23 protein-coding genes are annotated in these 21,724 nt (G+C 73.2%); 14 read left to right on the forward strand and 9 right to left on the reverse strand.

Annotation, left to right across the window (positions count from 1 at the left end; all coding sequences use genetic code 11):
- Positions 1–57: 57 nt before the first annotated feature.
- The 6 genes from PV410_RS23670 to PV410_RS23695 form a co-directional block, all read right to left on the reverse strand.
- A complete protein-coding gene (locus tag PV410_RS23670) occupies positions 58–789 on the reverse strand; it encodes a helix-turn-helix domain-containing protein (protein ID WP_500327457.1) in 732 nt (243 codons plus the stop codon).
- A gap of 114 nt (positions 790–903) precedes the next feature.
- Positions 904–2,181: an MDR family MFS transporter gene (locus PV410_RS23675; protein ID WP_500327459.1), complete on the reverse strand. Its 1,278-nt coding sequence runs from the start codon at positions 2,179–2,181 to the stop codon at positions 904–906.
- Entirely contained in the window at positions 2,178–3,329 is a 1,152-nt protein-coding gene (locus tag PV410_RS23680) for a PLP-dependent cysteine synthase family protein (RefSeq protein ID WP_500327460.1), read from the reverse strand. The genes PV410_RS23675 and PV410_RS23680 overlap by 4 nt, the downstream gene beginning before the upstream one ends.
- Before the next feature lie 116 nt (positions 3,330–3,445).
- The gene (locus PV410_RS23685; RefSeq protein WP_500327461.1) at positions 3,446–3,886 is read right to left on the reverse strand and encodes a hypothetical protein; all 441 of its coding nucleotides are present in this window, start codon (positions 3,884–3,886) and stop codon (positions 3,446–3,448) included.
- 62 nt (positions 3,887–3,948) lie between these two features.
- The gene (locus tag PV410_RS23690) at positions 3,949–6,348 is read right to left on the reverse strand and encodes a glycoside hydrolase family 65 protein (protein ID WP_500327463.1); all 2,400 of its coding nucleotides are present in this window, start codon (positions 6,346–6,348) and stop codon (positions 3,949–3,951) included.
- Between the two features lie 111 nt (positions 6,349–6,459).
- Positions 6,460–7,341 carry a universal stress protein gene (locus tag PV410_RS23695; protein WP_500327464.1) on the reverse strand — a complete coding sequence of 294 codons (882 nt, stop codon included), beginning with the start codon at positions 7,339–7,341 and terminating at the stop codon, positions 6,460–6,462.
- Positions 7,342–7,549: 208 nt separating this feature from the next.
- On the opposite strand from PV410_RS23695, the gene PV410_RS23700 reads away from it, so the two are divergent.
- From PV410_RS23700 to PV410_RS23710, 3 genes are all read left to right on the forward strand, one after another.
- Positions 7,550–8,227, forward strand: a complete 678-nt coding sequence (locus PV410_RS23700) for a CBS domain-containing protein (protein WP_500327465.1) — start codon at positions 7,550–7,552, stop codon at positions 8,225–8,227.
- 266 nt (positions 8,228–8,493) lie between these two features.
- Complete coding sequence (locus PV410_RS23705) at positions 8,494–9,213, forward strand: CBS domain-containing protein (RefSeq protein ID WP_500327467.1); 720 nt, start codon at positions 8,494–8,496, stop codon at positions 9,211–9,213.
- 10 nt (positions 9,214–9,223) lie between these two features.
- Positions 9,224–9,493 carry an SHOCT domain-containing protein gene (locus tag PV410_RS23710; RefSeq protein ID WP_500327469.1) on the forward strand — a complete coding sequence of 90 codons (270 nt, stop codon included), beginning with the start codon at positions 9,224–9,226 and terminating at the stop codon, positions 9,491–9,493.
- A 43-nt stretch (positions 9,494–9,536) separates the two neighbouring features.
- Here PV410_RS23710 and PV410_RS23715 read toward each other — a convergent pair whose 3' ends face one another.
- Positions 9,537–10,970 carry a sensor histidine kinase gene (locus PV410_RS23715; protein WP_500327470.1) on the reverse strand — a complete coding sequence of 478 codons (1,434 nt, stop codon included), beginning with the start codon at positions 10,968–10,970 and terminating at the stop codon, positions 9,537–9,539.
- The gene (locus PV410_RS23720) at positions 10,967–11,704 is read right to left on the reverse strand and encodes a response regulator transcription factor (protein WP_500327472.1); all 738 of its coding nucleotides are present in this window, start codon (positions 11,702–11,704) and stop codon (positions 10,967–10,969) included. Before PV410_RS23720 ends, PV410_RS23715 begins: the two co-directional genes overlap by 4 nt.
- Positions 11,705–11,860: 156 nt before the next feature.
- On the opposite strand from PV410_RS23720, the gene PV410_RS23725 reads away from it, so the two are divergent.
- The 9 genes from PV410_RS23725 (at position 11,861) to PV410_RS23765 (ending at position 19,369) form a co-directional block, all read left to right on the forward strand.
- A complete protein-coding gene (locus tag PV410_RS23725; RefSeq protein WP_500327473.1) occupies positions 11,861–13,222 on the forward strand; it encodes a ferredoxin reductase family protein in 1,362 nt (453 codons plus the stop codon).
- A gap of 13 nt (positions 13,223–13,235) precedes the next feature.
- On the forward strand, positions 13,236–13,679 hold the full coding sequence (locus PV410_RS23730; protein ID WP_499508988.1) for an FMN-binding protein: 444 nt from the start codon (positions 13,236–13,238) through the stop codon (positions 13,677–13,679).
- 34 nt (positions 13,680–13,713) lie between these two features.
- Positions 13,714–14,439 (forward strand): FAD:protein FMN transferase, encoded by a 726-nt coding sequence (locus PV410_RS23735; RefSeq protein ID WP_500327691.1) that lies wholly within the window; start codon positions 13,714–13,716, stop codon positions 14,437–14,439.
- A 150-nt stretch (positions 14,440–14,589) separates the two neighbouring features.
- Positions 14,590–15,231 carry a CBS domain-containing protein gene (locus PV410_RS23740; RefSeq protein WP_500327475.1) on the forward strand — a complete coding sequence of 214 codons (642 nt, stop codon included), beginning with the start codon at positions 14,590–14,592 and terminating at the stop codon, positions 15,229–15,231.
- 115 nt (positions 15,232–15,346) lie between these two features.
- Positions 15,347–16,414 (forward strand): zinc-dependent alcohol dehydrogenase family protein, encoded by a 1,068-nt coding sequence (locus PV410_RS23745; protein WP_500327477.1) that lies wholly within the window; start codon positions 15,347–15,349, stop codon positions 16,412–16,414.
- Positions 16,415–16,438: 24 nt separating this feature from the next.
- A complete protein-coding gene (locus PV410_RS23750) occupies positions 16,439–17,101 on the forward strand; it encodes a helix-turn-helix domain-containing protein (protein WP_500327479.1) in 663 nt (220 codons plus the stop codon).
- Between the two features lie 166 nt (positions 17,102–17,267).
- On the forward strand, positions 17,268–18,044 hold the full coding sequence (locus PV410_RS23755) for a universal stress protein (protein WP_500327481.1): 777 nt from the start codon (positions 17,268–17,270) through the stop codon (positions 18,042–18,044).
- 195 nt (positions 18,045–18,239) lie between these two features.
- The gene (locus tag PV410_RS23760) at positions 18,240–18,704 is read left to right on the forward strand and encodes a Crp/Fnr family transcriptional regulator (protein WP_500327693.1); all 465 of its coding nucleotides are present in this window, start codon (positions 18,240–18,242) and stop codon (positions 18,702–18,704) included.
- Positions 18,705–18,736: 32 nt separating this feature from the next.
- Positions 18,737–19,369 (forward strand): CBS domain-containing protein, encoded by a 633-nt coding sequence (locus PV410_RS23765; protein WP_500327483.1) that lies wholly within the window; start codon positions 18,737–18,739, stop codon positions 19,367–19,369.
- A 34-nt stretch (positions 19,370–19,403) separates the two neighbouring features.
- Here PV410_RS23765 and PV410_RS23770 read toward each other — a convergent pair whose 3' ends face one another.
- On the reverse strand, positions 19,404–19,976 hold the full coding sequence (locus tag PV410_RS23770; RefSeq protein WP_500327485.1) for an Rv1733c family protein: 573 nt from the start codon (positions 19,974–19,976) through the stop codon (positions 19,404–19,406).
- A 221-nt stretch (positions 19,977–20,197) separates the two neighbouring features.
- Here PV410_RS23770 and PV410_RS23775 point away from each other — a divergent pair, with 221 nt between their 5' ends.
- Complete coding sequence (locus tag PV410_RS23775; RefSeq protein WP_500327487.1) at positions 20,198–20,866, forward strand: helix-turn-helix domain-containing protein; 669 nt, start codon at positions 20,198–20,200, stop codon at positions 20,864–20,866.
- 112 nt (positions 20,867–20,978) lie between these two features.
- Positions 20,979–21,683: a response regulator gene (locus PV410_RS23780; RefSeq protein WP_500327489.1), complete on the forward strand. Its 705-nt coding sequence runs from the start codon at positions 20,979–20,981 to the stop codon at positions 21,681–21,683.
- The last annotated feature ends 41 nt before the right edge of the window (positions 21,684–21,724 follow it).

Below are 21,724 nucleotides of genomic sequence, written 5' to 3' on the forward strand. Positions count from 1 at the left end.
CGGGACCACCCGGAGCCCCGGGCGACGGTGTGTCGCCCGGGGCCTCACACGCCCGCGCTACTCGGCGCGCCGCGGCGCCTGGCCCTCGGCCGCCGGCAGCGACCGGATGGCGCGGCCGCTCACCTCACGCGGCACGACGCGGATCCACAGCTCCCGCGTTCCCCCGGCCCAGGGCTCGGCTCCGGGACGCCGGGCGAGGGACTCCACGACGGCGGCGTCGGTGATCCGGTCAGCGATGCCCGCCACCAGGACGCTCCAGCCGACACGGCTGGTCTCGTCGACGTGGTCGGTCTCGAAGGCGAGCTTCGTGCCGGACGCGACCGCTGCCGCGCCGGCCGGATCCGTCCGGTAGACGACCGTTCGCCCGTCCACCAGGAAGTTGACCGGCACCAGCACGGGAGGCTCGTCCCCGGTGTCCGGCTCCGGCGCATGGGCCACCCGGCCGATGCCGTGCGTGCCCAGCCGTTCCCAGCACTCCTGCTCGGACAGCCGCTGCAGCACCGGACGGGCCGCCGGTCCGCCCCGTCCCGGCGGCGCCTCGCGCGAGCCGAGCGCCAGCTCCTCGTACGACACCCCCAGCACGGCGGCCAGCCGCATCAGCGAGGCGGGGTCGAAGCCGGTGCCCAGCTCCTCGACCTGCCGCAGGTACACGATCGACATCCCGGCCCTGGTGGCCAGCTCCTCGCGGGACATGCCCAGCTGCTCCCGCCGCACCGCGACGCGGCCGGCCACGCTCTCACCGTCGAAGGAGCCGCCGCCCGCCGAGCCGGGCCGGTCCGGACCACCCATCACTGCCGCTCACCACCTTCGTCCCGTCTCCTTTCAGCGCAACAGACCCATGGGCAGCCCGCCAGTCCAGGGAGCCGTCCCCCGGCCGGAAACGCCCCGGGGGTCGGTGTGCGGTCAGGCGAGGGCCGGTTCGCGTGTGACCGCGGTGAGCCCTCCGGCCCGCGACAGGAGCTGGACGCAACCGGCGCACAGCAGGCCGGTCGCGGTCAGCGTCAGCCAGACCAGCCACGGCCTGTCGCTGTGGTCGGCGAGGTCCCAGATGGCGCCGGTGGCGAGGTTGCCCAGGGTGATGCCCAGCCCGGAGACGGTGTTGTACCAGCCGTAGTGCGTGGCGACGAGGCGCTCTCCGGAGAGGGTGACGATGGTGTCCATCTCGAAGGGGTAGACCACCGCGCTGCCCACGGCCAGGACCGCGACGGCGGTCACGAGCAGGGCCACCGCGAGGACGGCCTCGAACGTCCCGCCGGACGGGTCGGGGCTCACGGCCAGGGGCGTGAAGGCCAGGCCCATGAGGAGGATCCCGCCGACGATGGCCTGCGGCCCGGACCAGCGGGCACGCACCCAGCGGGTGATGCGGAGCTGGCCGAGGACGGAAACGACCGCCGAGACGATGAACAGGCCGCTGGTGACGGCCTGTCCGCCGGTGCCCAGGAGTGCGTGGGCCTGTAGGGGCAGGGCCAGGTAGACCTGGAAGGACAGCACGTACGAGCCGATCATGGCCAGGGAGAACAGCATGAACGGCCGGTTGCCCAGCACCTGGCGCCAGGAGCCGAGGACACCCGCCGCCGCCCCGGGGCCGGTACCGGTGCCGCGTTCCGGCCGCCGGTCGGGCAGGGCCCGGCACTGCAGGACGGTCAGCACGGCGAAGACGGCCGCGGCCGTCAGGCACACGGCGCGGAAGTCCAGGGCGAGCAGGGCCAGGCCGACCAGGGGGCCGATCAGGACGCCCGCCTGGTAGAAGACATTGAACAGGGCGAAGCCCTCCACCCGCCGCTCCCCGGCCTCCACGGCCAGATAGGCGCGGACCGCCGGGTTGAACAGCGCGCCGGCGAACCCGGCTGCGGCCGAGGCCGCGACCAGCGCGGGCAGGGAGTCGACCAGCCCGAGCAGCGCGAAGCCGAAGGTGCGCAGGGTGCAGCCCATCACGATGGGCGTCTTGTAGCCGAAGCGGTCCGCGATGGTGCCGCCGAGCACGAACATGCCCTGCTGGGAGAAGTTCCGTACGCCCAGGACGAGGCCGACGGCCCAGGCGGCCAGGCCGAGACCGCCGGCCAGGTGGTCGGCGAGGTAGGGCATGAGCATGTAGAAGCCCAGGTTGATGGCGAATTGGTTGGCCATCAGCAGCCGGGCCGGGGTGTCGAAGGAGCGGGCCTGCCGCCACAGCCCCCTCACCGGGCGGCCTCGAAGGACAGGCCGCCGAGTTCGCCCGCCGGCGCGTCGGCCAGCGGGTCCACCACGGTGGTGCAGCGGGTCCAGCGGTCGACCACGGTCTCGCCCGGGTGGGCGATCTCCTGCGGGTCCTCGGCTGGTTCGTGGTGGAGCAGGCCGTGGCCCCGGCAGTAGGCGTCGTCGAAGACGGTGCCGACGTAGCGTTGCGGGCCGTCGGGGAAGATCGTCACGATCCGGGTCTCGGCCGGCAGCGTACGGGCCAGCCAGCGGGAGACCAGGGCGACCGCGCCGACGCTCCAGCCGCCGGTGGCGTAGTGGTCGCGGGCGAGGCGCCGGCAGGCCCACACCGCCTCGCCGGCGGCGACCCAGTGCACCTCGTCGAAGGCCGCGTGGTCGACGTTGCGGGGATGGATGCTGCTGCCCAGGCCGCGCATGAGCCGGGCGGCGGGCGGCTGGCCGAAGATCGTCGATCCCGTGGTGTCGACGCCGACCAGCCGCAGGTTGGGGAAGAACGCGCGCAGCCGGCCGCTGACCCCGGCCGAGTGTCCTCCGGTGCCGACACTGGCGACCAGGACGTCGATGCGGCCGAGCTGGGCGACGAGTTCGTGGGCGAGGGCCGCGTAGGCGGCGACGTTGTCAGGGTTGTGGTACTGGTCCGGGCACCAGGCGGCCGGATCGGCGGCGAGGAGTTCCCGCACCCTGTCGCGGCGGGCCTGCTGCCAGCCGCCGACGGCGTGCGGTTCGGCGACGATGTCGACGGTCGCTCCGTAGGCGGTGAGCAGGGAGACCATGGGCGGTTCCATGCCGGGGTCGGTGACCGCCGTGACCGCGTGTCCGTGGACGGCCCCCGCGAGGGCGAGCCCGAGGCCGAGCGTGCCGCTGGTGGACTCCACGATGCGGGCACCGGGGAGGAGTTCACCGCGGGCGCGGGCCGCCTCGATCATGTACAGCGCGGAGCGGTCCTTGATGCCGCCGGGGTTGAAGCCCTCGAGTTTGGCCCAGAAGCCGCGGCCGTCGGGGACGAAGGGCGATCCGACCCACAGCACGGGCGTGTTGCCGACCAGTCCGGCCGGAGTGCGGCGCGGGGGCGCGGTGGCGGCGAGGAGTGCGGCCGGGGACGCGGGCGTGCCGGGGTGAGGGAGGGTGCTCATACGGGTTTCTCCTGCGGCCGTCGCCGTGGCACGGCCGTTGCTCGTACGGATCCGGGGGCGCGTGCAGCCGTGCCCGCTGCGCGGTGCGCGGTGCGGCGGGCGGGGCTGGGGCCCTGTCAGGTCCGCGATACGCAGAGCAGACTCAGTGTTCCGGGGCCGGAACGGGGGGGTGCGCAGGGCCGTCCGGCGCCTGCGGCCTCGGCCTTCGGGGGGTGGATGGCCGGCGCCGGTACGGCAGGAGCCGCCCCGATGCCGGAAACCGTGGGGGTGTCGGCCAGTCGGGGGCGGGGATCGGGGAGCCGGTCGAGTGCGACTCCGCACAGGGCGTGGTGGTCGGCGGGCGGTCCGTCGCCGCGGGCGACGTCCTGGTCCGGGCGGGTCGCGGCGTCCTGCGGCTGGCACGGGGCCGCCGCGGCGGGACCGGCGGTGAGGGTGTCGCCACCCGTGCGGTCCGGCCCGTGCGCGCAGGCCACCAGGTGGATGCTGGTGAACACGAGCACGCCCAGCAGCAGGAGCACTCCGCGGAAGGAGATGCGCCGACCAGCTCGCCACGTCATGTCACGGATCGTAGTCGATCAGTCGCTCTACGCGGGGAAGGGCCTCGCGCCGCGGAGCCCTTTCATCGGGCCGGCAGGTCGAGCAGCCGGAAGCGGCCGGGCGGGACGGACCAGGTCCGGCCGCCGATGCGGATCCGGAGCGGTGCCCCCGCGGAGGCGGGGACGGCGACGCCGATGCGGCCTCCGTCGACGTGGATCCGCACGCCCCAGTGACCCCGGTAGCGGACCGTGAAGGCGAAGCGCGACAGCTCCGGCAGCGGCGCCGGATCGAGCCACAGGGCGTCCTCACGGGCTTCCAGACCGGTCAGGCCGCGCTGGACGAGGTCGAGGGTGCCGGCCATGGCACCCAGGTGTATGCCTTCCTCGGTGGTGCCGCCCTGGACGTCGGTGACGTCCCCGAGCAGTGCCTCCTGCGCGCAGGACCATGCGTCGGCCGGGTGGGCCCGGGTCAGCACCCAGGCGTGCACCACCCCGCTGAGGGTGGAGCCGTGGCTGGTGCGGCGCAGGTAGTAGTCGACCGTTGACTGCCACGTGCCGTCGTCCAGCCGGTACCCCAGGCGCCCGAACAGGCGGTGCAGTTCGGTGGGTGGGAACAGGTAGCCCAGCATGAGCACGTCGGCCTGCTTGGACGCCCGGTAGCGGTTGACCGAGTCCCCCTCCGCCTCCAGGATCCGGTCCAGCCGGCGGATGTCCCCGTACCGGGCCCGGTAGCCCGCCCAGTCGAGCTCCTCCAGCCCGTCGTAGCCCGTGAACTGGCTGATCACGCCGGCGTGCCAGGGGACGTACAGCTTGCGCGAGACGTCCTCCCAGCGGTCCGTCTCCTCCGGGCCGAGGCACGTCCGCTCGCGGAGTTCGTCGCGGCGCGGCGCGGGGAGGGTCCGCCACAGCTCCAGGGTCCGCTCCAGTACCCAGGCAGCGGTGACGTTGGTGTACGTGTTGTCGTCGACTCCGGGCGTCGCGGAGCCGGGGTAGGCGTCGTGGTACTCGTCGGGTCCGACGACGCCGCGGATGCGGTAGCGGCCGCCGGTGTCGCAGTCGGGGTCCCAGGTGGCGCGGCAGGCCCAGAAGCGGGCGATCTGCAACAGCATCTCGGCGCCCTTGGTGTACAGGAACTCCGTGTCGCCGGTGGCCTGGCCGTACCGCCAGATGTTGTAGGCCACGGCGGAGCCGACGTGGTGCTGGAGCCGGGTGTGGTCCGGCAGCCAGCGTCCCGAGCGCGGGTTGAGGTGGAGGGTCTGGGTCTCCTCGCGTCCGTCGCTGCCGCTCTGCCACGGGTACATCGCTCCCGTGCACCCCACCTGGTCCGCCGCCCGGCACGCCTCCTCCAGACGGCGGTGGCGGTACTCCAGCAGCGCCCGGGACACCTCGGGGAAGTGCAGGTCGAGGTAGGGCAGGACGAACAGCTCGTCCCAGAAGACGTGTCCTCGGTAGGCCTCTCCGTGCAGTCCCCTGGCGGGCACGCCCACGTCCAGCTCGGCGGTGTGCGGGGAGAGGGTCTGCAGGACGTGGAAGGCGTGCAGCCGCAGGATCCGTCCGGCTTCGCCGGGAACGTCCAGGCCGGCGCGGCGCCACAGCCGGGCCCAGGCGGCGGTGTGCGTGGCGAGGAGGCCGGCGAAGTCCGGGGCCCGTTCAACACGGTCGAGGGCGGCGTGCAGCGGGTCGCTGATCGCCGGGTCCCGGGAGGTGTGCAGGGCGACGGTCTTCTCGACGACCGCCGGCCGGTCCGGCGCGACCGGGACGGTCAGCCGGTGGACCACGGTGCGCTCCCCCGGCTCCAGTGTCCGTACGGCCGTCGGAGACGTCGTGGCGCGTGTCCGCGCGGCGAGCGCGATGCGGATGTCGGAGGCGGTGGTACGGCACCGCAGCCAGACCGTGTCCGGTTCGGAGGTTCCGGTGTGCATCCGGGTGAGGTGACGGCCGTTCAGGTCCTGGTAGCGGGCGACACCTGCGTTGCCGACGTCGCCGTCGAGCGCGGACGCGACCTCCAGGTCGGCGGACCAGTGGCCCTCCGCGCGGAAGACGGTGCGCAGTGCGGCGAGGTGCGGGTCGTGCATGTGCACCAGCCGGGTCTGCTCGACGGCGAGGACCCGCCCGCGCGGGTCACGCAGCCGGAACGTCCGCGTCAGGGTGCCGCGTCGGAGGTCGAGGTCCTGCCGGTGCTCCAGCAGTGAGCCGTCGTCGGGGGCGAACCACTCCCCGCCGTCGCCGATCCTGAACCGCAGGGGCAGCCAGTTGGGCAGGTTGACCAGGTCCTCGTTCTGCACCTTCCGCCCGGCGACGGTGGAGTGGAGCCGGTTGTAGCACCCTGCGGCGTAGGTGCCGGGGTAGTGGTGGGGGCCGGCCACGGTCTCCGGGGCGGCGCCGCGGGTGGCGAAGTAGCCGTTGCCCAGGGTGCACAGTGCCTCGCGCAGGCGCTCCTGGGCGGGGTCGTACCCCTCGTACGACCAGGTCCACTCCCCCATCGTCTCCCCTCTCCGGGATCCGGCGGCCGGGACGGTTCGGCAGGGCTTTCCCGTCCAGTCTCCCCTGGATGCACCGCGCCCGCCCGAGGGCGGGACGGCGTCACGCGCGGGTCACACGGGCTGAGGGACGATGGCGACCGGGCACGGGGCGTGGTGGAGCATCGCGTGGTTGACGGGACCCAACTGAAGCCCGAACGGACTGTCGCGGCGGCGGGCGCCGACAACCAGCAGGTCCGCGTCGTCCAGTGTCCCGAGGAGGATCTTGCGGGCATGTCCCTCGCCCGTGTGCCGGCGGTGGCGGACCCCGGGGTGGGCGGCCGCCGCGGCGCGCAGGGCCTGGTCGAGGTGCTCCTCGGCGCGTCGCCGGTGTGCCGTGACGGCCTCGTCCTCGTAGCCGATCCACTGCGCGCCCTCGCCCGGAACCATCCGCCAGGCATGGACCGCCCGCACCCCGCAGTCATGCAACTCGGCCTCGCGGAAGGCGAATTCCACGGCCGCGGCCGAATTCTCGTCCGGGCCCACGCCGAGCACGATCCAGCGCCCGCCGTCGCGGGTTCCGCTTCCGTCGCGGTCACCCCTCACCACGACCACCGGGCACCGCGCACGACCGGCGAGGGTCAGGCCGACGGAGCCCAGCAGCAGGCCCGCCATCTCGCCGCGGCCGCGGTGGCCCACCACGAGTGCGGTGGCACGGGTCCCCTCGCGCAGCAGTCCGTACGTGGTGTCCTCCGCGAGTACCTCTGCCGAGACCTCCAGGCCCGGACGGCGCAGGCGGGCCCGTTCCGCCGCGGACTCGGCGATCTGCCGGGTGAGCTCCTGCTCCTCGGCGGGCTTCCGGGTGGAGGCGAGTGCCCGGCCCTCGTACCGCTCCCACAAGGAGGCATGGACGATCCGCAGCGGCAGGCCGCGCACGGATGCCTCGTCCGCGGCCCAGTCGACCGCTTCCAGGGCGGAGTCCGAGCCGTCGGTTCCCACGACCAGGGGAAGCGCCATGACCTCCACCGCCTCTCGATGCCCGGGTCGTCACCGTGTTGCCGACGACACTGCCGGGCGCGGACCGCTACGCCCATGGGCCGCTCGGCCCGTCCGGAGGGACACCCGGCCGTGGCGGTGGCCCCACCGGCCCATGTCGGGCCCCGGTGGACGCGACCGACAGTGGGACCGGACCGTACGGGACCAACCGCGCAGGGAGGCGGGGACGATGTACCACCGCAACGTCGGCGATCTGATGACCAGGGCGGTCGTATCGGTACGGCCGGACACGTCGTTCAAGGAGATCGCGAGGCTGCTCGCGGAACACGACGTCACCGCCGTCCCCGTCGTGGACGAAGGGGACCGCCCGGTGGGCGTGGTGTCCGAGGCCGACCTGCTGCGCAAGGAGGCGGGGCTGCCGGACCCCACCGGCCTTCTGCCGGCCCGGCACCCGCGCCCGGGCGAGCGTTCCCGCGTCGCCGCCACCACCGCGCAGGGGCTGATGAGCAGTCCGCCGACCGTCGCGCGGCCGGAGTGGTCCGTGGTCGAGGCGGCCCGGGTGATGGAGCGTCGAGGGGTGAAGCGACTGCCCGTAGTCGACGGGACGGGACGGCTGGTCGGGGTGGTCAGCCGCGCCGACCTGCTGCGGGTCTTCCTCCGCAGGGACCGCGCCATCCGTGAGGAGATCACCGGTGACCTGCTGGTGAGGACCCTGGGACTTGCCCCCGCCGCCGTGACCGTCCAGGTGGCCGAGGGGAAGGTCACCCTCGAGGGCGTGGTGGACCGCCGCAGCCTCGTGCCGGTGGTCCTGGAGCTGTGCCGCGGTGTGGACGGCGTCGTCGACGTCGAGGCGAGACTGGGTTACAAGGCCGACGACACCGTCCGGCCGTCACCCGCGCACCGGTGAGCCGTGCCGGCGAAGGACGTGGACGGCCCGGAGTTGGAGGGGCCGACCGACGGACCTCCGACCGACGGACCTCCCTCCGCACGTGGGGATGGGCCTGCGTGAGGGGATGAGGGCCCATCGGCCCCCGGCCGGGACCCGGCAGACCCCTGGAGGTGTCCCGGCCGCCATCCGATCGTGGGGGGTGGGCGGACGAGAGGGGGGAAGGGCGACGGCCGGGACGGTGCAGCGCCGGCCACGGTGACTGCCGCACCGAGGAGGAGACGACGATGAAGCAGCCCAAGGCAGGGCACGTGATGACGGCGGACATCGTCGGCGTCCGTGAGGGCACGCCCTTCAAGGACGTCGTCGCGTTGTTCGCACGGCACCGGATCAGCGGCCTGCCCGTGGTCGACGACGACGACAAGGTCCTCGAGGTCGTCGCCGAAACCGACCTGATGCTGCGGCAGGTGTCCCGGCTGGACGGCACGGGGCGGCGGCTGCCGGCGCTGTCACCCACCGCCCGGAGAAACGCCGCCCGGGCGCGCGCACGGACCGCCGGGCAGCCGATGTCCACTCCGGCGATCACCGTGCGGGCGGGGGAAACCGTCGCGGTCCCCGCGCGTACCATGGCGGAACACCACGTCAACCGGCTGCCGGTGGTCGACGAGGAAGACCGTCTCGTCGGCATCGTGACCCGCGGCGACCTGCTCCAGGTCTTCCTCCGCCCGGACCCCGGCATCCGTGCCGAGATCGTCGACGAGGCCGTCGTCCGCGCGCTGTGGCCGGCGCCGCGCGCGATCGGGGTCAGCGTCCACAACGGAGTGGTCACCCTCGGGGGCCGCGTCGAACGGCGCAGTGAGGTCCCGCCGGCCGAAGCCCTGACCCGCCGCGTCGACGGGGTGGTCGCCGTGGTGAACCGGCTCACCTATCGGCTCGACGACACCTGCGGGCGCCCCGTCGACGCCACGGCCCACGGCGTTGCCGACGACCGGCTGCGCACCGTGTGAGGAGGACGCCATGTTCGTCTACGACCACATGAACGGCTGGGGCTGGGCCCTGATCTCGTTGAGCTGGCTGGTGCTGCTGGTCCTCGTCGGCCTGGCAGCGGCCGTGCTGGTGCGACGCACCGCCGACGGCGGTCGCGGCCGGGCTCCCGAGCGACGTGACCCGGGTCCGTGGGAACTCCTGGCCGAGCGGTACGCCCGCGGCGAGATCGACGACGCCGAGTACCGGCGACGGCTGGAGGTGCTGGAACGAACCGCCGGTCACCGGCAGGATTCGAGGTGACCGAGGGCAGCGTGACCGGACGGGGGAGAGATCCACGCGGTGGTCAGCCGGACCCGGCGGGGAGCGACACCCGGAACTCGGTGTGCCCGGGGCGGCTGGTGACCTCGACGGCGCCGTGGTGGGCGGTGACGATCGCGTGGACGATCGCAAGTCCGAGGCCGGTACTGCCCGTACTGCGCGAACGGGCCTGGTCGGCACGGACGAAGCGGGTGAAGACCTCGGGCTGGAGTTCCGCCGGGATCCCGGGCCCGTCGTCGCTGACGGTGAGCCGTGCGCCGTCCGCGTCCGAGGAGAGGGCGACCGTCACTTCCGTACCGGCCGGGGTGTGCGTGCGGGCGTTGGCCATGAGGTTCCCGAGGGCCTGCTGTAGACGATGGCCGTCTCCGGACACCACGACGGGCTCCTCGGGAAGGTCCAGGAACCAGCGGTGGCCCGGTCCCGCGGCGCGGGCGTCGTCGACGGCGTCGAGGACGAGCCGGGTCAGGTCGACCTCCTCGTGCTCGAGCGGGCGACCCGCATCGAGACGGGCCAGGAGCAGGAGGTCGTCGACGAGGTGCGTCATGCGCTGCGACTCGGACTGGATGCGATCGAGGGCGTGGCGGATCTCGGCGGGGACAGAGCCCCGATGGCGAAGGGCGAGTTCGGCGTGGCCCCTGATGTTCGCGACGGGGGTCCGCAGTTCGTGGCTGGCGTCGGCGGCGAAGTGCCGGAGTCGCTCCTCGCCGGCCTGACGCCGGACCAGGGCGTCCTCCACGTGCCCGAGCATGTGGTTGAGCGCGGCGGCGACCTGGCCGACCTCGGTGCGGGGGTCGGTGTCCGGCAGGGGCCGCGGCATGGCGACCTCGCCGGTGGCCAGGGGCAGGCGTGCGACACCGGACGCGTGCTCGGTGACCTGGTGCAGGGGTCGCAGGCTCACCCGTACCCACAACGTCCCCGCGACTCCGGTGGCGAGGAGGGCCGCGCCGAAGACCACGGCCTCCACGGCTTCGAGGCGGTGCAGCGTCGCTTCGACGGGGTGCAGTGGAAGTCCGGTGAGCAGGACGTCGCCGTCGTCGCCGCGGACCGCCGTGACGCGGTAGGCGCCGAGCGAGGCGATGCGGATGCTGTGCCCCCTCCCGTCGACCGGGACAGCTCCAAGGGCGCGTCGGTCTCCGGCGGAGAGCGCCAGGGGGCGGTCGGCCGCGTCGTCGACCACGGCGGCATGGGTGACGTCGCCGCCCAGCAGTCGGGCGCCGAAGGTCGCGTCGGCCTGCCCCCTGGTGTCGGGGCGGTTGTCCGCGTCGGGCGTCCTCTCGTGCTCCAGACTGGCCGCGAAGCGCCCCCCGGTCGCCGTCAACTGCTCGTCCAGTCGTCCCAGCAGGAATCCCTTGAGCGCGAGGACGGTGGTGACGCCCACGGCCGCGCAGGCCACCGCCAGCAGGACGAGGAGCCCGGCGGTGAGCTGACCCCGCAGGGTGCGGGGAGGGAGTCGTCTCATGGGGCCTCGGACCTCAGGACGTATCCGACGCCGCGGACCGTGTGGATCATCGGGGAACGTCCCGCGTCGATCTTCTTACGGAGATAACTGATGTAGAGCTCGACGACATGGGCCTGGCCGCCGAAGTCGTACGCCCAGACCCGGTCGAGGATCTGGCTCTTGGACAGCACCCGGCGCGGGTTGCGCATGAGGAACCGCAGCAGCTCGAACTCCGTCCGGGACAGCTCGATCAGGGTCCCGGCACGGCGGACCTCCCGGGCCTCCTCGTCCATCGTGAGGTCGCCGACGACCAGCCGGTCCACGTCGGTGGCGGCGGTCATCCCGGCCCTGCGGAGCAGACCGCGCAGCCGCGCGATGACCTCCTCCAGGCTGTACGGCTTGGTCACGTAGTCGTCGCCGCCCGCCGTGATGCCGGCGACGCGGTCCTCGACCGCGTCGCGAGCCGTCAGGAACAGCACGCACACGCGGTCGGCGTCGCGCCGCAGCTCGCGCAGGACGTGCAGGCCGTCGACGTCGGGCAGCATCCAGTCCAGGACGACCGCGTCGGGGCGGAAGTCGCGGGCGGTCGCGAGCGCGGACGCCCCGTCTGCGGCCGTCCGTACCCGGCAGCCCTCTCCGGCCAGGGCGGCGGAGAGCACGTCGGTGACATCGGGCTCGTCGTCGACGACCAGGATGCGCACCGGGCTCCCGTCGGGACGGTGCATGCCGGGGGATGGTGTGCGGCTCTCTTCCATGGTGAGTACAGCATCCCTCGCACACGTCCCCACGGCGGCCCCGGAAACCTCTGCGTTTCCTCTGAGTTCCCGCTGGGCTGCCCGGATCAGAGGAAACGCAGAGGTTCGATGCCGATGCTGGGGGCGCCCGACGACGATCACGCTCCTGGGAGCCTCATGGCCGCCACCTCCACCACCGCCCACGCCGGTCGCGGACTGCGCCACCGGCGGCCGCGCCGCAGCCTCGTCCCGGTGCTCGCGCCGCTCGCGATCTGGGCGGGCGCCGCGGGAGTGCTGGCGTTGTGGTGGTCCGACACCACCTCCGTCGTCGGTCCGGCGGGGTGGCTGACCGGTGCGGGCCGCATCACGGGCCTCCTCGCCGGATACGCCTGCGCGGTCCTGCTCGTGCTGATGGCTCGCGTGCCCCTCCTCGACCACAGTGTCGGAACCGACCGGCTCGCCCGCTGGCACGCCTGGGGCGGACGCTGCACCGTCTCCCTGGCCCTGGCCCACACGCTGCTGATCATCTGGGGTTACGCCGCCGCCTCGCACGCCTCCTTCGTGGGACAGACCACGACACTCGTCCTGGACTATCCGGACCTCCTCAAGGGCACCGCCGGATTCCTGCTGTTCGTCGCCACGGGTGCGGTCTCCGCGCGTGCGGCCCGCCGGAAGATGAGCTACGAGACCTGGCACTACCTGCACTTCGCCACCTACCTCGCGGTCTTCCTCGCCTTCGGGCACCAGCTGTCCAACGGAGCGGACTTCGTCGGGAACCGGGCAGCCCAGACCGCCTGGCACGCCCTCTACCTCGGCGCCGCCGTCCTGGTCGCCTGGTACCGATTCGCCGTCCCGCTCCGGCGCGGCCTCCGCCACGGGCTCACGGTCGTCGCCGTCCACCCGGAGGCACCCGGGATCGTGTCCGTCCACCTCACCGGTGAGCACCTGGACGAGCTGGCGGGTGCGCCGGGACAGTTCCTGCGCTGGCGCTTCCTCACCCGCGGGCTGTGGTGGACCGCCAACCCGTACTCCCTGTCCGCCCCGGCCCACCCTCGGCACCTGCGCATCACCGTGAAGTCCGCGGGCGGCCACAGCGGCGCCCTGGCCCGGCTGACCCCGGGCACCCGCGTGTGGGCGGAAGGCCCCTACGGCGCGTTCACCGCGGACCGTCGCACCGCGTCGAAGGTCCTCCTGCTGGCGGGCGGTGTCGGCATCACCCCGCTGCGGACTCTCTTCGAGACCCTGCCCGGCCCGGTGACCCTCGTCTACCGGGCACGCCGTCCGGAAGACCTCGCCCTGCGCGGCGAACTCGACGCGATAGCGCACAGGCGCGGCGCCACGGTCCACTACGTGGTGGACGACCCCGCTCGCCACCACTCCCCCCTGACCGCGCAGGCACTGTCCGCCCTCGTCCCCGGGCTGGCCGGTCACGACGTCTACCTCTGCGGCCCGCCGCCGATGACGGAAGCCGCGGTGCGGGCCTTGCGCGAGGCGGGAGTGCCCGCCCGCCGCATCCACCACGAGTCGTTCGCGTTCTGAGGAGAACCACCGCATGCGTCGCGCCGTGCTCACCACCACCGGGACCAGTGCCCTCATCGCCGGGATGCTCTTCCTCAAACCCCACCAGCCGTCCGTCGTGGCGGGCGGTCCGGATCCCTCGGCTGCCTCGCCCACGCCCCAACGGTCGGAGCAGGCGTCCCCAGGCGGCCACGGCGCCGCCAACGGCACCTTCACCGGTGCGCCCGTCGACACTCCCTACGGGACGGTGCAGGTGGCGGCCACGCTCGCCGACGGAAGGATCACCGCCGTCCGAGTCCTCCAGGCGCCGGACGAGAACGGCAGGGACCGGCAGATCGCCGCCTACGCCCTGCCCCGCCTGACGCAGGAGGCCCTCGGCGCCCAGAGCGCCCGCATCGACGCCGTGTCCGGGGCGAGCTACACCAGCCAGGGGTACGTCCGGTCCCTGCAGAGCGCTCTGGACCAGGCCCGTGCGTGACCCCGCCCGCGGGCTGCACCACGTCGAACACGTGATGGGCACCGTCTTCTCCTTCGACGTCCGGGACCGGGCCACCTGCGCCGTCCGCGATGCCCTCGACCGTGCCGTCCGCCATCTGCACACCGTGGACGCCGTGTTCTCCACGTACCGTCCCGACAGCGCCGTCAGCAGGCTCGGCCGCGGCGAGATCGGCCTCGCCGACTGTCCGGGCGAGGTGCGCGACGTGCTGGAGCTGTGCGCCCGGGCGAGCCACGAGACGGACGGCTGGTTCAGCATCACGGCCGGCGGCACCCTCGACCCCTCGGGTCTCGTCAAAGGGTGGGCCACCGAGAACGCCTCCCGGATGCTCCACGAGGCCGGGGCACACCACACCTGCGTGAACGGGGGCGGCGACGTCCGCCTCCGGGGCCAGGCGGCCCCGGGCACACCTTGGCGCATCGGCATCGCCGACCCGCTTCTCCCTGGAGCGCCGGCCGCCGTCGTGTCCGCGAGCGGCGACCTGGCCATCGCGACCTCGGGCACCGCGGAACGCGGCGCCCACATCCTCGACCCGCACGGCGGCACCCCCGCCGCCGCCCTGGCGTCCGTCACCGTCATCGGGCCGGCCCTGACGATGACCGACGCCTACGCCACCGCGGCCTTCGCACGTGGCAACGGATCCCGCGCCTGGCTGGAGGCGCTGGACGGGTACGAGGCGCTGGCCATCCTGCCCGACGGCCGCACGTGGCGAACGTCCGGATTCGGCAACCACGTCCCCTGAGCGGCGACCGCGCTGATCCACGCGCCAGATGGCCGGGAGGCGGGGGGCATTGGGCCCGTCCACGGGGCCGGGTGGCCCAATGGCGGCGGTTACCGGCGGGTCCCAGACTGGGTGCGGGAGGTTTTCCGTCCCTCGTCGAAGGAGGCGGCCATGAACGCCAACCTGCAACCGGCGACGGTGAGCGACGTGATGACACGCAAGGTCGTCGCGGTGGCCCTGGGCACGTCCTTCAAGGAGATCGTGCGGACCCTGGAACAGTGGAAGGTCAGCGCGCTGCCCGTGGTGGCCGACGGCACCCGGGTCGTCGGCGTGGTCTCCGAGGCGGATCTGCTGCGCAAGGAGGAACACCGCGAGGACGTCGCCCCGCCGATCGGCGCGGGCCCGGACAAGGCGGCCGCGGTCACCTCCGAGCAGCTGATGACGGCCCCGGCGGTCACCGTGCGCGAGGACGCCCCCCTGGCGCAGGCGGCACGGACGATGGCGCTGCACCACGTGAAACGGCTGCCCGTGGTCGACGCCGACGGAACGCTGCGCGGCGTGGTGAGCCGCGGCGACCTGCTCAAGGTGTTCCTCCGGACGGACGAGTACATCGCCCGTGACGTGCGGGACGTCCTCGCGGGCGAAGTCCTGCCGGGCGCGTGGCAGTTGGTGGACGTCGAAGTCACCGACGGAATCGTGACGGTGAGCGGCCTGCTCGCCGACCGGTCGCTGGTCCCGGTCGTGGCACGGATGGTGCGCTCCGTCGAGGGTGTCGTGGACGTGCGCTTCGACCTCACGCCGAGCCGCGTGTGAGGCCCCTAAGGCGACCGGTCGGCCCCTTCGACGGGCCCGGCCGGCCCAAGCGGACGCCTGGCGCCGCGCAACACCCTGACGGCAGGACACGACTCCGTCCGAAGGAGGGAAGGCCGTGAAGGCGTGGGTTTTCCAGGGGTCCGGGCAGGCCCGCTGGCAGGAGGTGCCGGATCCGCAGGTCAAGGACCCCGGCGACGCGATCGTGCGCGTCGGCGCGGTCACCGTCTGCGGAACCGATCCGCACATCCTCAAGGGTGACGTGCCCGACGTGCGCCCCGGCACCGTCTTGGGTCACGAACCGGTGGGCGAAGTCGTCGAAACCGGTTCCGCCGTCACGACGGTGCGTCCCGGCGACCGGGTGCTGATCTCCTGCATCTGCGGGTGCGGCCGGTGCCGCTTCTGCCGCGAGGGCGCCTACGGGCAGTGCGTCGGCGGCGGAGGCTGGGTACTGGGGCACCTGATCGACGGGACCCAGGCCGAGTACGTGCGCGTGCCGTTCGCCGACGTCTGCCTGCACCCGCTGCCCGCCTCGGTGAGCAGTCAGGACGCGGTGCTGCTCGCCGACATCTTCCCCACGGCCTACGAGGTGGGCGTCCTCAACGGCCGCGTCCGGCCCGGCGACACGGTCGCCGTCGTCGGCAGCGGGCCGATCGGACTGGCCGCGATCGCCACGGCGCGCCTGTACTCCCCCGACCGGATCATCGCTGTCGACCTGGCGGAGACCCGTCTGGACGCGGCCAAGCGCCTGGGCGCGGAGGCGGTCGCCAACGCCGGTGAGCAGCCCGAGCGGCTGGTCCTCGACCTGACCGAGGGACTCGGCGCCGACGTGGTGATCGAGGCGGTGGGTGTTCCCGAGAGCTTCGAACTGTGCGCGCACATCGTCCGGCCGGGCGGCCATCTGGCCAACGTCGGCGTCCACGGCGCGCCGGCCACCCTTCACCTGGAGGACCTGTGGAGGAGGAACGTGACCATCACCACGGGGCTGGTGGACACGTACTCGACCCCGGTGCTGTTGCGCATGATGGCTTCCGGACGCCTTCCGGCCGCTTCCCTCGTCACCCACACGTTCGAACTCGACGACATGGAGGAGGCCTACGGCGTGTTCGGCCGGGCGGCCGACACCGCGGCGCTCAAGGTCGTGCTCGGCGGCCCGCACCACTCGGCGGTGGCGCTCACCGACTGAGCTCTGAGGAAAGGACCGACGGTCATGACGAAGCACTCCCCAGCCACCGCGCCCGGGGACATCGGCCGGCGCATCACGATGCGCCGTGAGGAATTGGGCCTGTCGCGGGAGGAAGTGGGGGCCCGTACGGGCATCGCCCCTGGCTACCTGCGGTACGTGGAGGAGGATTCCACCGCAGCTCCCGGCATCGCGACATTGCGTGGCCTGGCCATGGCGCTGGACACCAGCGTCTCCGCGCTCAGCGGAGGCGAGGCCGATCTGCCGCCGGGCCGCGGGCAGGCCGCAGGCCGCGCCGAACTGGTGGAACTGGGCGGTGAGGAGTGCTGGAGACTGCTGTCCTCTCACGGCGTGGGCAGGCTCGCCCTGTCCATGCCCGAGGGACTCACCGTCGTACCGGTCAACTACAGCGTCGACCAGGGCACGATCGCCTTCCGCACCTCGCCGGCCGCCACCCCCGCGGAGGCCTCCGACACCAAGTGCGCCTTCGAGGTCGACGAGGTGGACGACGCCCTGAGCCAGGGCTGGAGCGTCCTCGTCCGTGGGATGGCGCACACCGTCACCGACCCCGCGGGCGTCCGGCGGCTCAACGAACAGGCGTACACCGGGCCGTGGGCCGGCGGGGACCGCGACCTGTGGGTACGCATCACACCGGCGAACGTGACGGGCCGCCGCATCGTGGTGGGCTGACATGACGACCAAGGGAGGCAGGGCATGACGGGCAGCGGATACGCAGCGGGGCCGCCCCGCGCACCGCACGGGGAGGTCGTCGTGGGGGTCGACGGATCGGACCCTGCCGTGCGCCCTGGACCGGGCGGCCGACGAGGCACACCGGCGGGACGCCGCCCTGCGGATCGTGCTCGGTCTGCCGTGGCCCGATCCGGGCGAGGTCGGATTCGGCCTGGAGGCCGATGGCGAGCGCCCGCCGGGCGAAGCGGCCCGTACGGTCCTGGACTTGGCCGCCAGACGCGTGGAGGACCGGCACCCGGGGCTGTCCGTCGCACTGGAGCAGGCCGCCGAGCCGGCGGCCTCGGCGCTGGTGCGCGTGGGCCGGACCGCGACCCTGACCGTGGTCGGCACCAGAGGCCGTGGCGGTTTCGCCGGCCTGCTCCTGGGCTCCGTCAGCCTGCGGGTGGCCGCCCACACCGCTGGTCCGCTGATGGTCGTCCGCGGCGAGGACGCGGCCGTCCGACGGGGGCTGCTGCACGACAAGGTGCTGCTCGGCCTGGAGGACGAAAGCGACGCCGAGGCCGCCCTGTTCGCGTTCGAGGAGGCCGAACGACGCGCCGCACGGCTGAGGGTCCTCCATGCCTGGACCCACCCGCACATCTCCATGGGAGAGTGGCCCACGTCCCACCGCCAGGACCTGGCCTCCCAGGCACGGCAGCACAGGGAACTGGCCCGGTTCGCCGTGTCAAAGCTGACCGAACGTTTTCCGGATGTCGCCGTGCGGGTGGACTCCGTTCCGGGACACGCCGCCGCCGCGCTTGTGGAGGCGAGCCGCGCGGCGGACGTGGTGGTGGTCGGCGCCCATCGCCGCGAGGACCGCCCGCTCGGCATGCGCCTGGGACCGGTCACCCACGCGGTGCTCCAGCACGCGCACTGCCCCGTCGTCCTGGTCCCCATCGGCTGAGCGCCGGACCCCCTGGTCAGCGGTAGCCCTGACGTGCACCCGCCTTCGGTACCGGGCGGGCCAGGACAAGGGGCCGGTAGGCCCCTGCGGGCGGAGGGTGCCGGGGTGCAGGCTGAGGACGAGGGCCGCCGCCAGGGCCGCCCGGTCGTCCCCCGTCACATCGTGTGGACGGTCCTCAGGACGGAGGTGCCGGTGATGACCACCGCCACGACGAACGGCCTGCTCGACGTACTGCCGGCCCAGGCGCGACAGCGCCTGACGGAACTCGGCCGCGAGGTGTCCTTCCCGGCCGGGACCCGGATCTTCGAGGAGGGGCAACGAGCCGACAGGTTCTGGATCATCCACACCGGATCTGTCGCACTCGACCTCCACGTCCCCGGGCGGCGCCCCGCCGTGCTGGAGGCTCTCGGACACGGCGACCTTCTCGGCTGGTCGTGGCTGTTCCCTCCGTACAGCTGGCATCTGGGCGCCCAGGCGCAGAGCCCGGTGCGGGCGACGGAGTACGACGCCACGATCGTGCGGGCGCTGTGCGAGGCCGACCCTGCCTTCGGCCGGGCCGTGTCCCGCCGGGTGGCGGAGATCGTCGCCCACCGCCTGCTGCAGACCCGCACCCGTCTGCTGGACCTCTACGGTCCCGCCGGCAGCGGAACCGCGCACTGACCGGCTTCCGCCCGCCAGGAGGAGAGGGACCGATGCACGGCAGCCCGCACATCGTCAGCGACGTGATGACCCGTTCCGTCGTCGCCGTCGGCCGGGACGCCTCGTTCAAGGAGATCGTCACGACCATGGAGCGGTGGAAGGTCAGTGCACTCCCCGTGCTGGAGGGCGAGGGTCGGGTAGTCGGCCTGGTGTCCGAGGCCGACCTGCTGCCCAAGGAGGAGTACCGCGACAGCGCTCCCTCCCGCAACGAGCAGATGCGGCGCCTGCCGGATCTGTGCAAGGCCGGCGCCACCACCGCCGACGAGCTGATGAGCGCCCCCGCCGTGTGCGTGCACGCCGACGCCACACTGGCCCAGGCGGCGCGCGCCATGGCGTTCCGGAACGTCAAGCGGCTGCCGGTCATCGACGCCGAGGGCATGCTGTGCGGCATCGTCAGCCGTGGCGACCTGCTGAAGGTCTTCCTGCGTCCGGACGAGGAGATCGCCGAGGAGGTCAACCGCGAGATCGCCGGGTACCTCTTCCCCGGCGAGCCCTCACCGGTACGGGCACGCGTCGAGGAGGGCGTCGTCCACTTCTCCGGCGCGCCGGGAGACCCGTCGCTGGTCCCTGTGGCGTCACGGTTCGCCCGAGCCGTGGAGGGCGTCGTCGACGCCGTGTGGGACTGAAGCACACCGGAAGCACCCCGGGCGTTGGGGGTGATCATGCCCGCCGGTGGCCCCACGAGGGTTCCACTTCGGCCCACTCCCGCTCCCATGCCGCCGCCCGATGACGGTCGATCCGCAGCCGGACGGCCCAGCGTCCTGCCAGGACCAGCCCGCACGCGCCGGTGGCGGCGAAGACACCGAACACCTGGCCCTGCACCTGCGCCTGCACCGGTGTGAGCGGTGGTTCCCTGATCTCGTCGTGCCGGTCCACCCGGACGGGTGTGGTGGACCCCGTCCGGCTGTTCGGCTCCACGCGAGCGCTGCCGACGTGCGCGACACCGTCCGGTACGGTCCACCGCACGGTGGCCCGCACCGTACCGGGGGACCCCGTGTAGGAGTTCTCCACCGCGTCCGCCGCGTCCTCGGTGAGGACTGCCGTCACCTGGCGCATGCCGTCACCTTGGTGCAGCGCGTCGTGCTCCACGGCGACCGCGGAGGCGACCCCCGCGGCGGGACCACCGACGGCCATCAGGACCGCCGCCGCCACTCCCGTCCACGCCTCCGCGACATCCGTTCCGCGTCGCATCGAATTGCGCCGCCACCGCCAGAACATCACCCGACCGCTCATGGCCACGCCCCCTTTCCCTGCGGCGACGGTCGCACGGAGGCGGGGTTGAGGAGCAGGGGCCGAAGAGGCCGCCCGGGTGGGCCGGGCAGGCCGTTCTCACCGGCTGCCGGGTCCGTTCGGCCCTGTCTCAGGAGCCGCCGGTGGGCGACGATCGTAAGGGTCCGACCCGCACGCGGCAGTGCGCGGTCTCTCAGATCCTCGGGACCAAGGACGTGAGCAGCATGGCACCGAATCCGTATCCGGCCGCCCCTGGTGACATGGGGCGCCGTGTGGCGAAGCGGCGTGACGAGTTGGGTCTGACCCGTGAGGAAGTCGCGGCCCGGGCCGGCATGGCCACCAGTTACCTGCGGTTCATCGAGGAGCAGTCCACGGCCGCTCCCGGTCCGGGAACGCTGGGAACGCTCGCGGCCGCCCTGGACACCACGGTCGTGGCGCTCAACGGAGGGGAGGCCGACCTTCCGCCCGGCCGCCTCGGGCGCGCCTCATCGCACGCACGCCTGGTGGAGCTCTCCCCCGAGGAATGCTGGTCGCGCCTGGACGGCCACGGCGTGGGCCGGATCGCAGTGACCGCTCCCGGCCGCGAGGCCATCCTGCCCGTGAACTACAGCGTGGTCGACGGTTCCGTCGTCTTCAGGACCGCCCCCGGTTCCGGGCCGGCCGAGGTCACCGGAACGGAGGTCGTCTTCGAGGTGGACCACGTGGACGAGGCGCTCAGCCAGGGCTGGAGCGTCCTGGTACGGGGCCCGGCCAGGCGCGTCGAGGACCCGGAGGCCGTGCGGCACCTCGCCCGGCGGGCGTACAGCGGCCCGTGGCCGGGCGACGACGACCGCAGCGAGTGGGTGCGGATCGACGCGGCCGCGATCACCGGCCGGCGCATCGACGTCCCCTGACGGGCCCGCCCCGTTCCGATGGGTCCGTTCGGCCCTGGCGCGCCCGGCCCTGGTGGGTGAGGATCACCGGGACACGGGACGTCAGGGCAGCGACACACGGCAGGGGGCCGCCATGACCGGTGCAGAGGAGTTCTCACCGCGGGCGCCGATCAGGGTGTTCCTGGTCGACGACCACGAGGTGGTACGGCGGGGCGTGCACGACCTCCTCGACGCCGAACCCGACATCGAGGTCGTCGGGGAGGCCGGCACGGTCGGCCACGCACTGGCTCGGGGACCAGCCCTGCGGCCGGACGTGGCGATCCTCGACGTGCGTCTCCCGGACGGCGACGGCATCGGTGTCTGCCGGGAGCTGCGCTCGCGCATGCCGGAACTGGCCTGTCTGATGCTGACGTCCTTCGACGACGACGACGCCCTGCTGGACGCGATCATGGCGGGCGCCGCCGGCTACGTGTTGAAGCAGATCAAGGGCTCCGACCTGGTCTCCGCCGTCAGGACCGTGGCCTCGGGCCAGTCGATGCTCGACCCGGCGACCACCGCCCGGTTGATGAGCAGCCTGCGCCACCAGGAAGAACCGGCGAGTCCGCAGGACGAGACCCTCGCCACGCTCACTCCGCGCGAGCGGGAGATCCTGGAACTGATCGGCGAGGGCCTGACGAACCGGCAGATCGGCAAGCGGCTGTTCCTGTCGGAGAAGACGGTCAAGAACCACATCTCCCGGATGCTGGCCAAGCTCGGCGTCGAGCGCCGCATCCAGGCCGCCGTGCTCGCCACCCAGCACCAGACCGGGGGCGGCGGGGACGCCGAGTCACGACGCTGAGATGGTGCCGCGTGGCTCGTGCCTCAGGGACGAGCGGCCCC

Source organism: Streptomyces sp. PA03-5A, assembly GCF_033792725.1.
Lineage (GTDB): Bacteria > Actinomycetota > Actinomycetes > Streptomycetales > Streptomycetaceae > Actinacidiphila.

Coding starts and splice junctions, on each gene's coding strand:
- PV410_RS23670 (WP_500327457.1), bottom strand. CDS start 789: ATGGGTGGTCCGGACCGGCCCGGCTCGGCGGGCGGCGGCTCCTTCGAC.
- PV410_RS23680 (WP_500327460.1), bottom strand. CDS start 3,329: ATGAGCACCCTCCCTCACCCCGGCACGCCCGCGTCCCCGGCCGCACTC.
- PV410_RS23685 (WP_500327461.1), bottom strand. CDS start 3,886: ATGACGTGGCGAGCTGGTCGGCGCATCTCCTTCCGCGGAGTGCTCCTG.
- PV410_RS23690 (WP_500327463.1), bottom strand. CDS start 6,348: ATGGGGGAGTGGACCTGGTCGTACGAGGGGTACGACCCCGCCCAGGAG.
- PV410_RS23695 (WP_500327464.1), bottom strand. CDS start 7,341: ATGGCGCTTCCCCTGGTCGTGGGAACCGACGGCTCGGACTCCGCCCTG.
- PV410_RS23700 (WP_500327465.1), top strand. CDS start 7,550: ATGTACCACCGCAACGTCGGCGATCTGATGACCAGGGCGGTCGTATCG.
- PV410_RS23705 (WP_500327467.1), top strand. CDS start 8,494: ATGAAGCAGCCCAAGGCAGGGCACGTGATGACGGCGGACATCGTCGGC.
- PV410_RS23710 (WP_500327469.1), top strand. CDS start 9,224: ATGTTCGTCTACGACCACATGAACGGCTGGGGCTGGGCCCTGATCTCG.
- PV410_RS23715 (WP_500327470.1), bottom strand. CDS start 10,970: ATGAGACGACTCCCTCCCCGCACCCTGCGGGGTCAGCTCACCGCCGGG.
- PV410_RS23720 (WP_500327472.1), bottom strand. CDS start 11,704: ATGGAAGAGAGCCGCACACCATCCCCCGGCATGCACCGTCCCGACGGG.
- PV410_RS23725 (WP_500327473.1), top strand. CDS start 11,861: ATGGCCGCCACCTCCACCACCGCCCACGCCGGTCGCGGACTGCGCCAC.
- PV410_RS23730 (WP_499508988.1), top strand. CDS start 13,236: ATGCGTCGCGCCGTGCTCACCACCACCGGGACCAGTGCCCTCATCGCC.
- PV410_RS23735 (WP_500327691.1), top strand. CDS start 13,714: ATGGGCACCGTCTTCTCCTTCGACGTCCGGGACCGGGCCACCTGCGCC.
- PV410_RS23740 (WP_500327475.1), top strand. CDS start 14,590: ATGAACGCCAACCTGCAACCGGCGACGGTGAGCGACGTGATGACACGC.
- PV410_RS23750 (WP_500327479.1), top strand. CDS start 16,439: ATGACGAAGCACTCCCCAGCCACCGCGCCCGGGGACATCGGCCGGCGC.
- PV410_RS23760 (WP_500327693.1), top strand. CDS start 18,240: ATGACCACCGCCACGACGAACGGCCTGCTCGACGTACTGCCGGCCCAG.
- PV410_RS23765 (WP_500327483.1), top strand. CDS start 18,737: ATGCACGGCAGCCCGCACATCGTCAGCGACGTGATGACCCGTTCCGTC.
- PV410_RS23770 (WP_500327485.1), bottom strand. CDS start 19,976: ATGAGCGGTCGGGTGATGTTCTGGCGGTGGCGGCGCAATTCGATGCGA.
- PV410_RS23775 (WP_500327487.1), top strand. CDS start 20,198: ATGGCACCGAATCCGTATCCGGCCGCCCCTGGTGACATGGGGCGCCGT.
- PV410_RS23780 (WP_500327489.1), top strand. CDS start 20,979: ATGACCGGTGCAGAGGAGTTCTCACCGCGGGCGCCGATCAGGGTGTTC.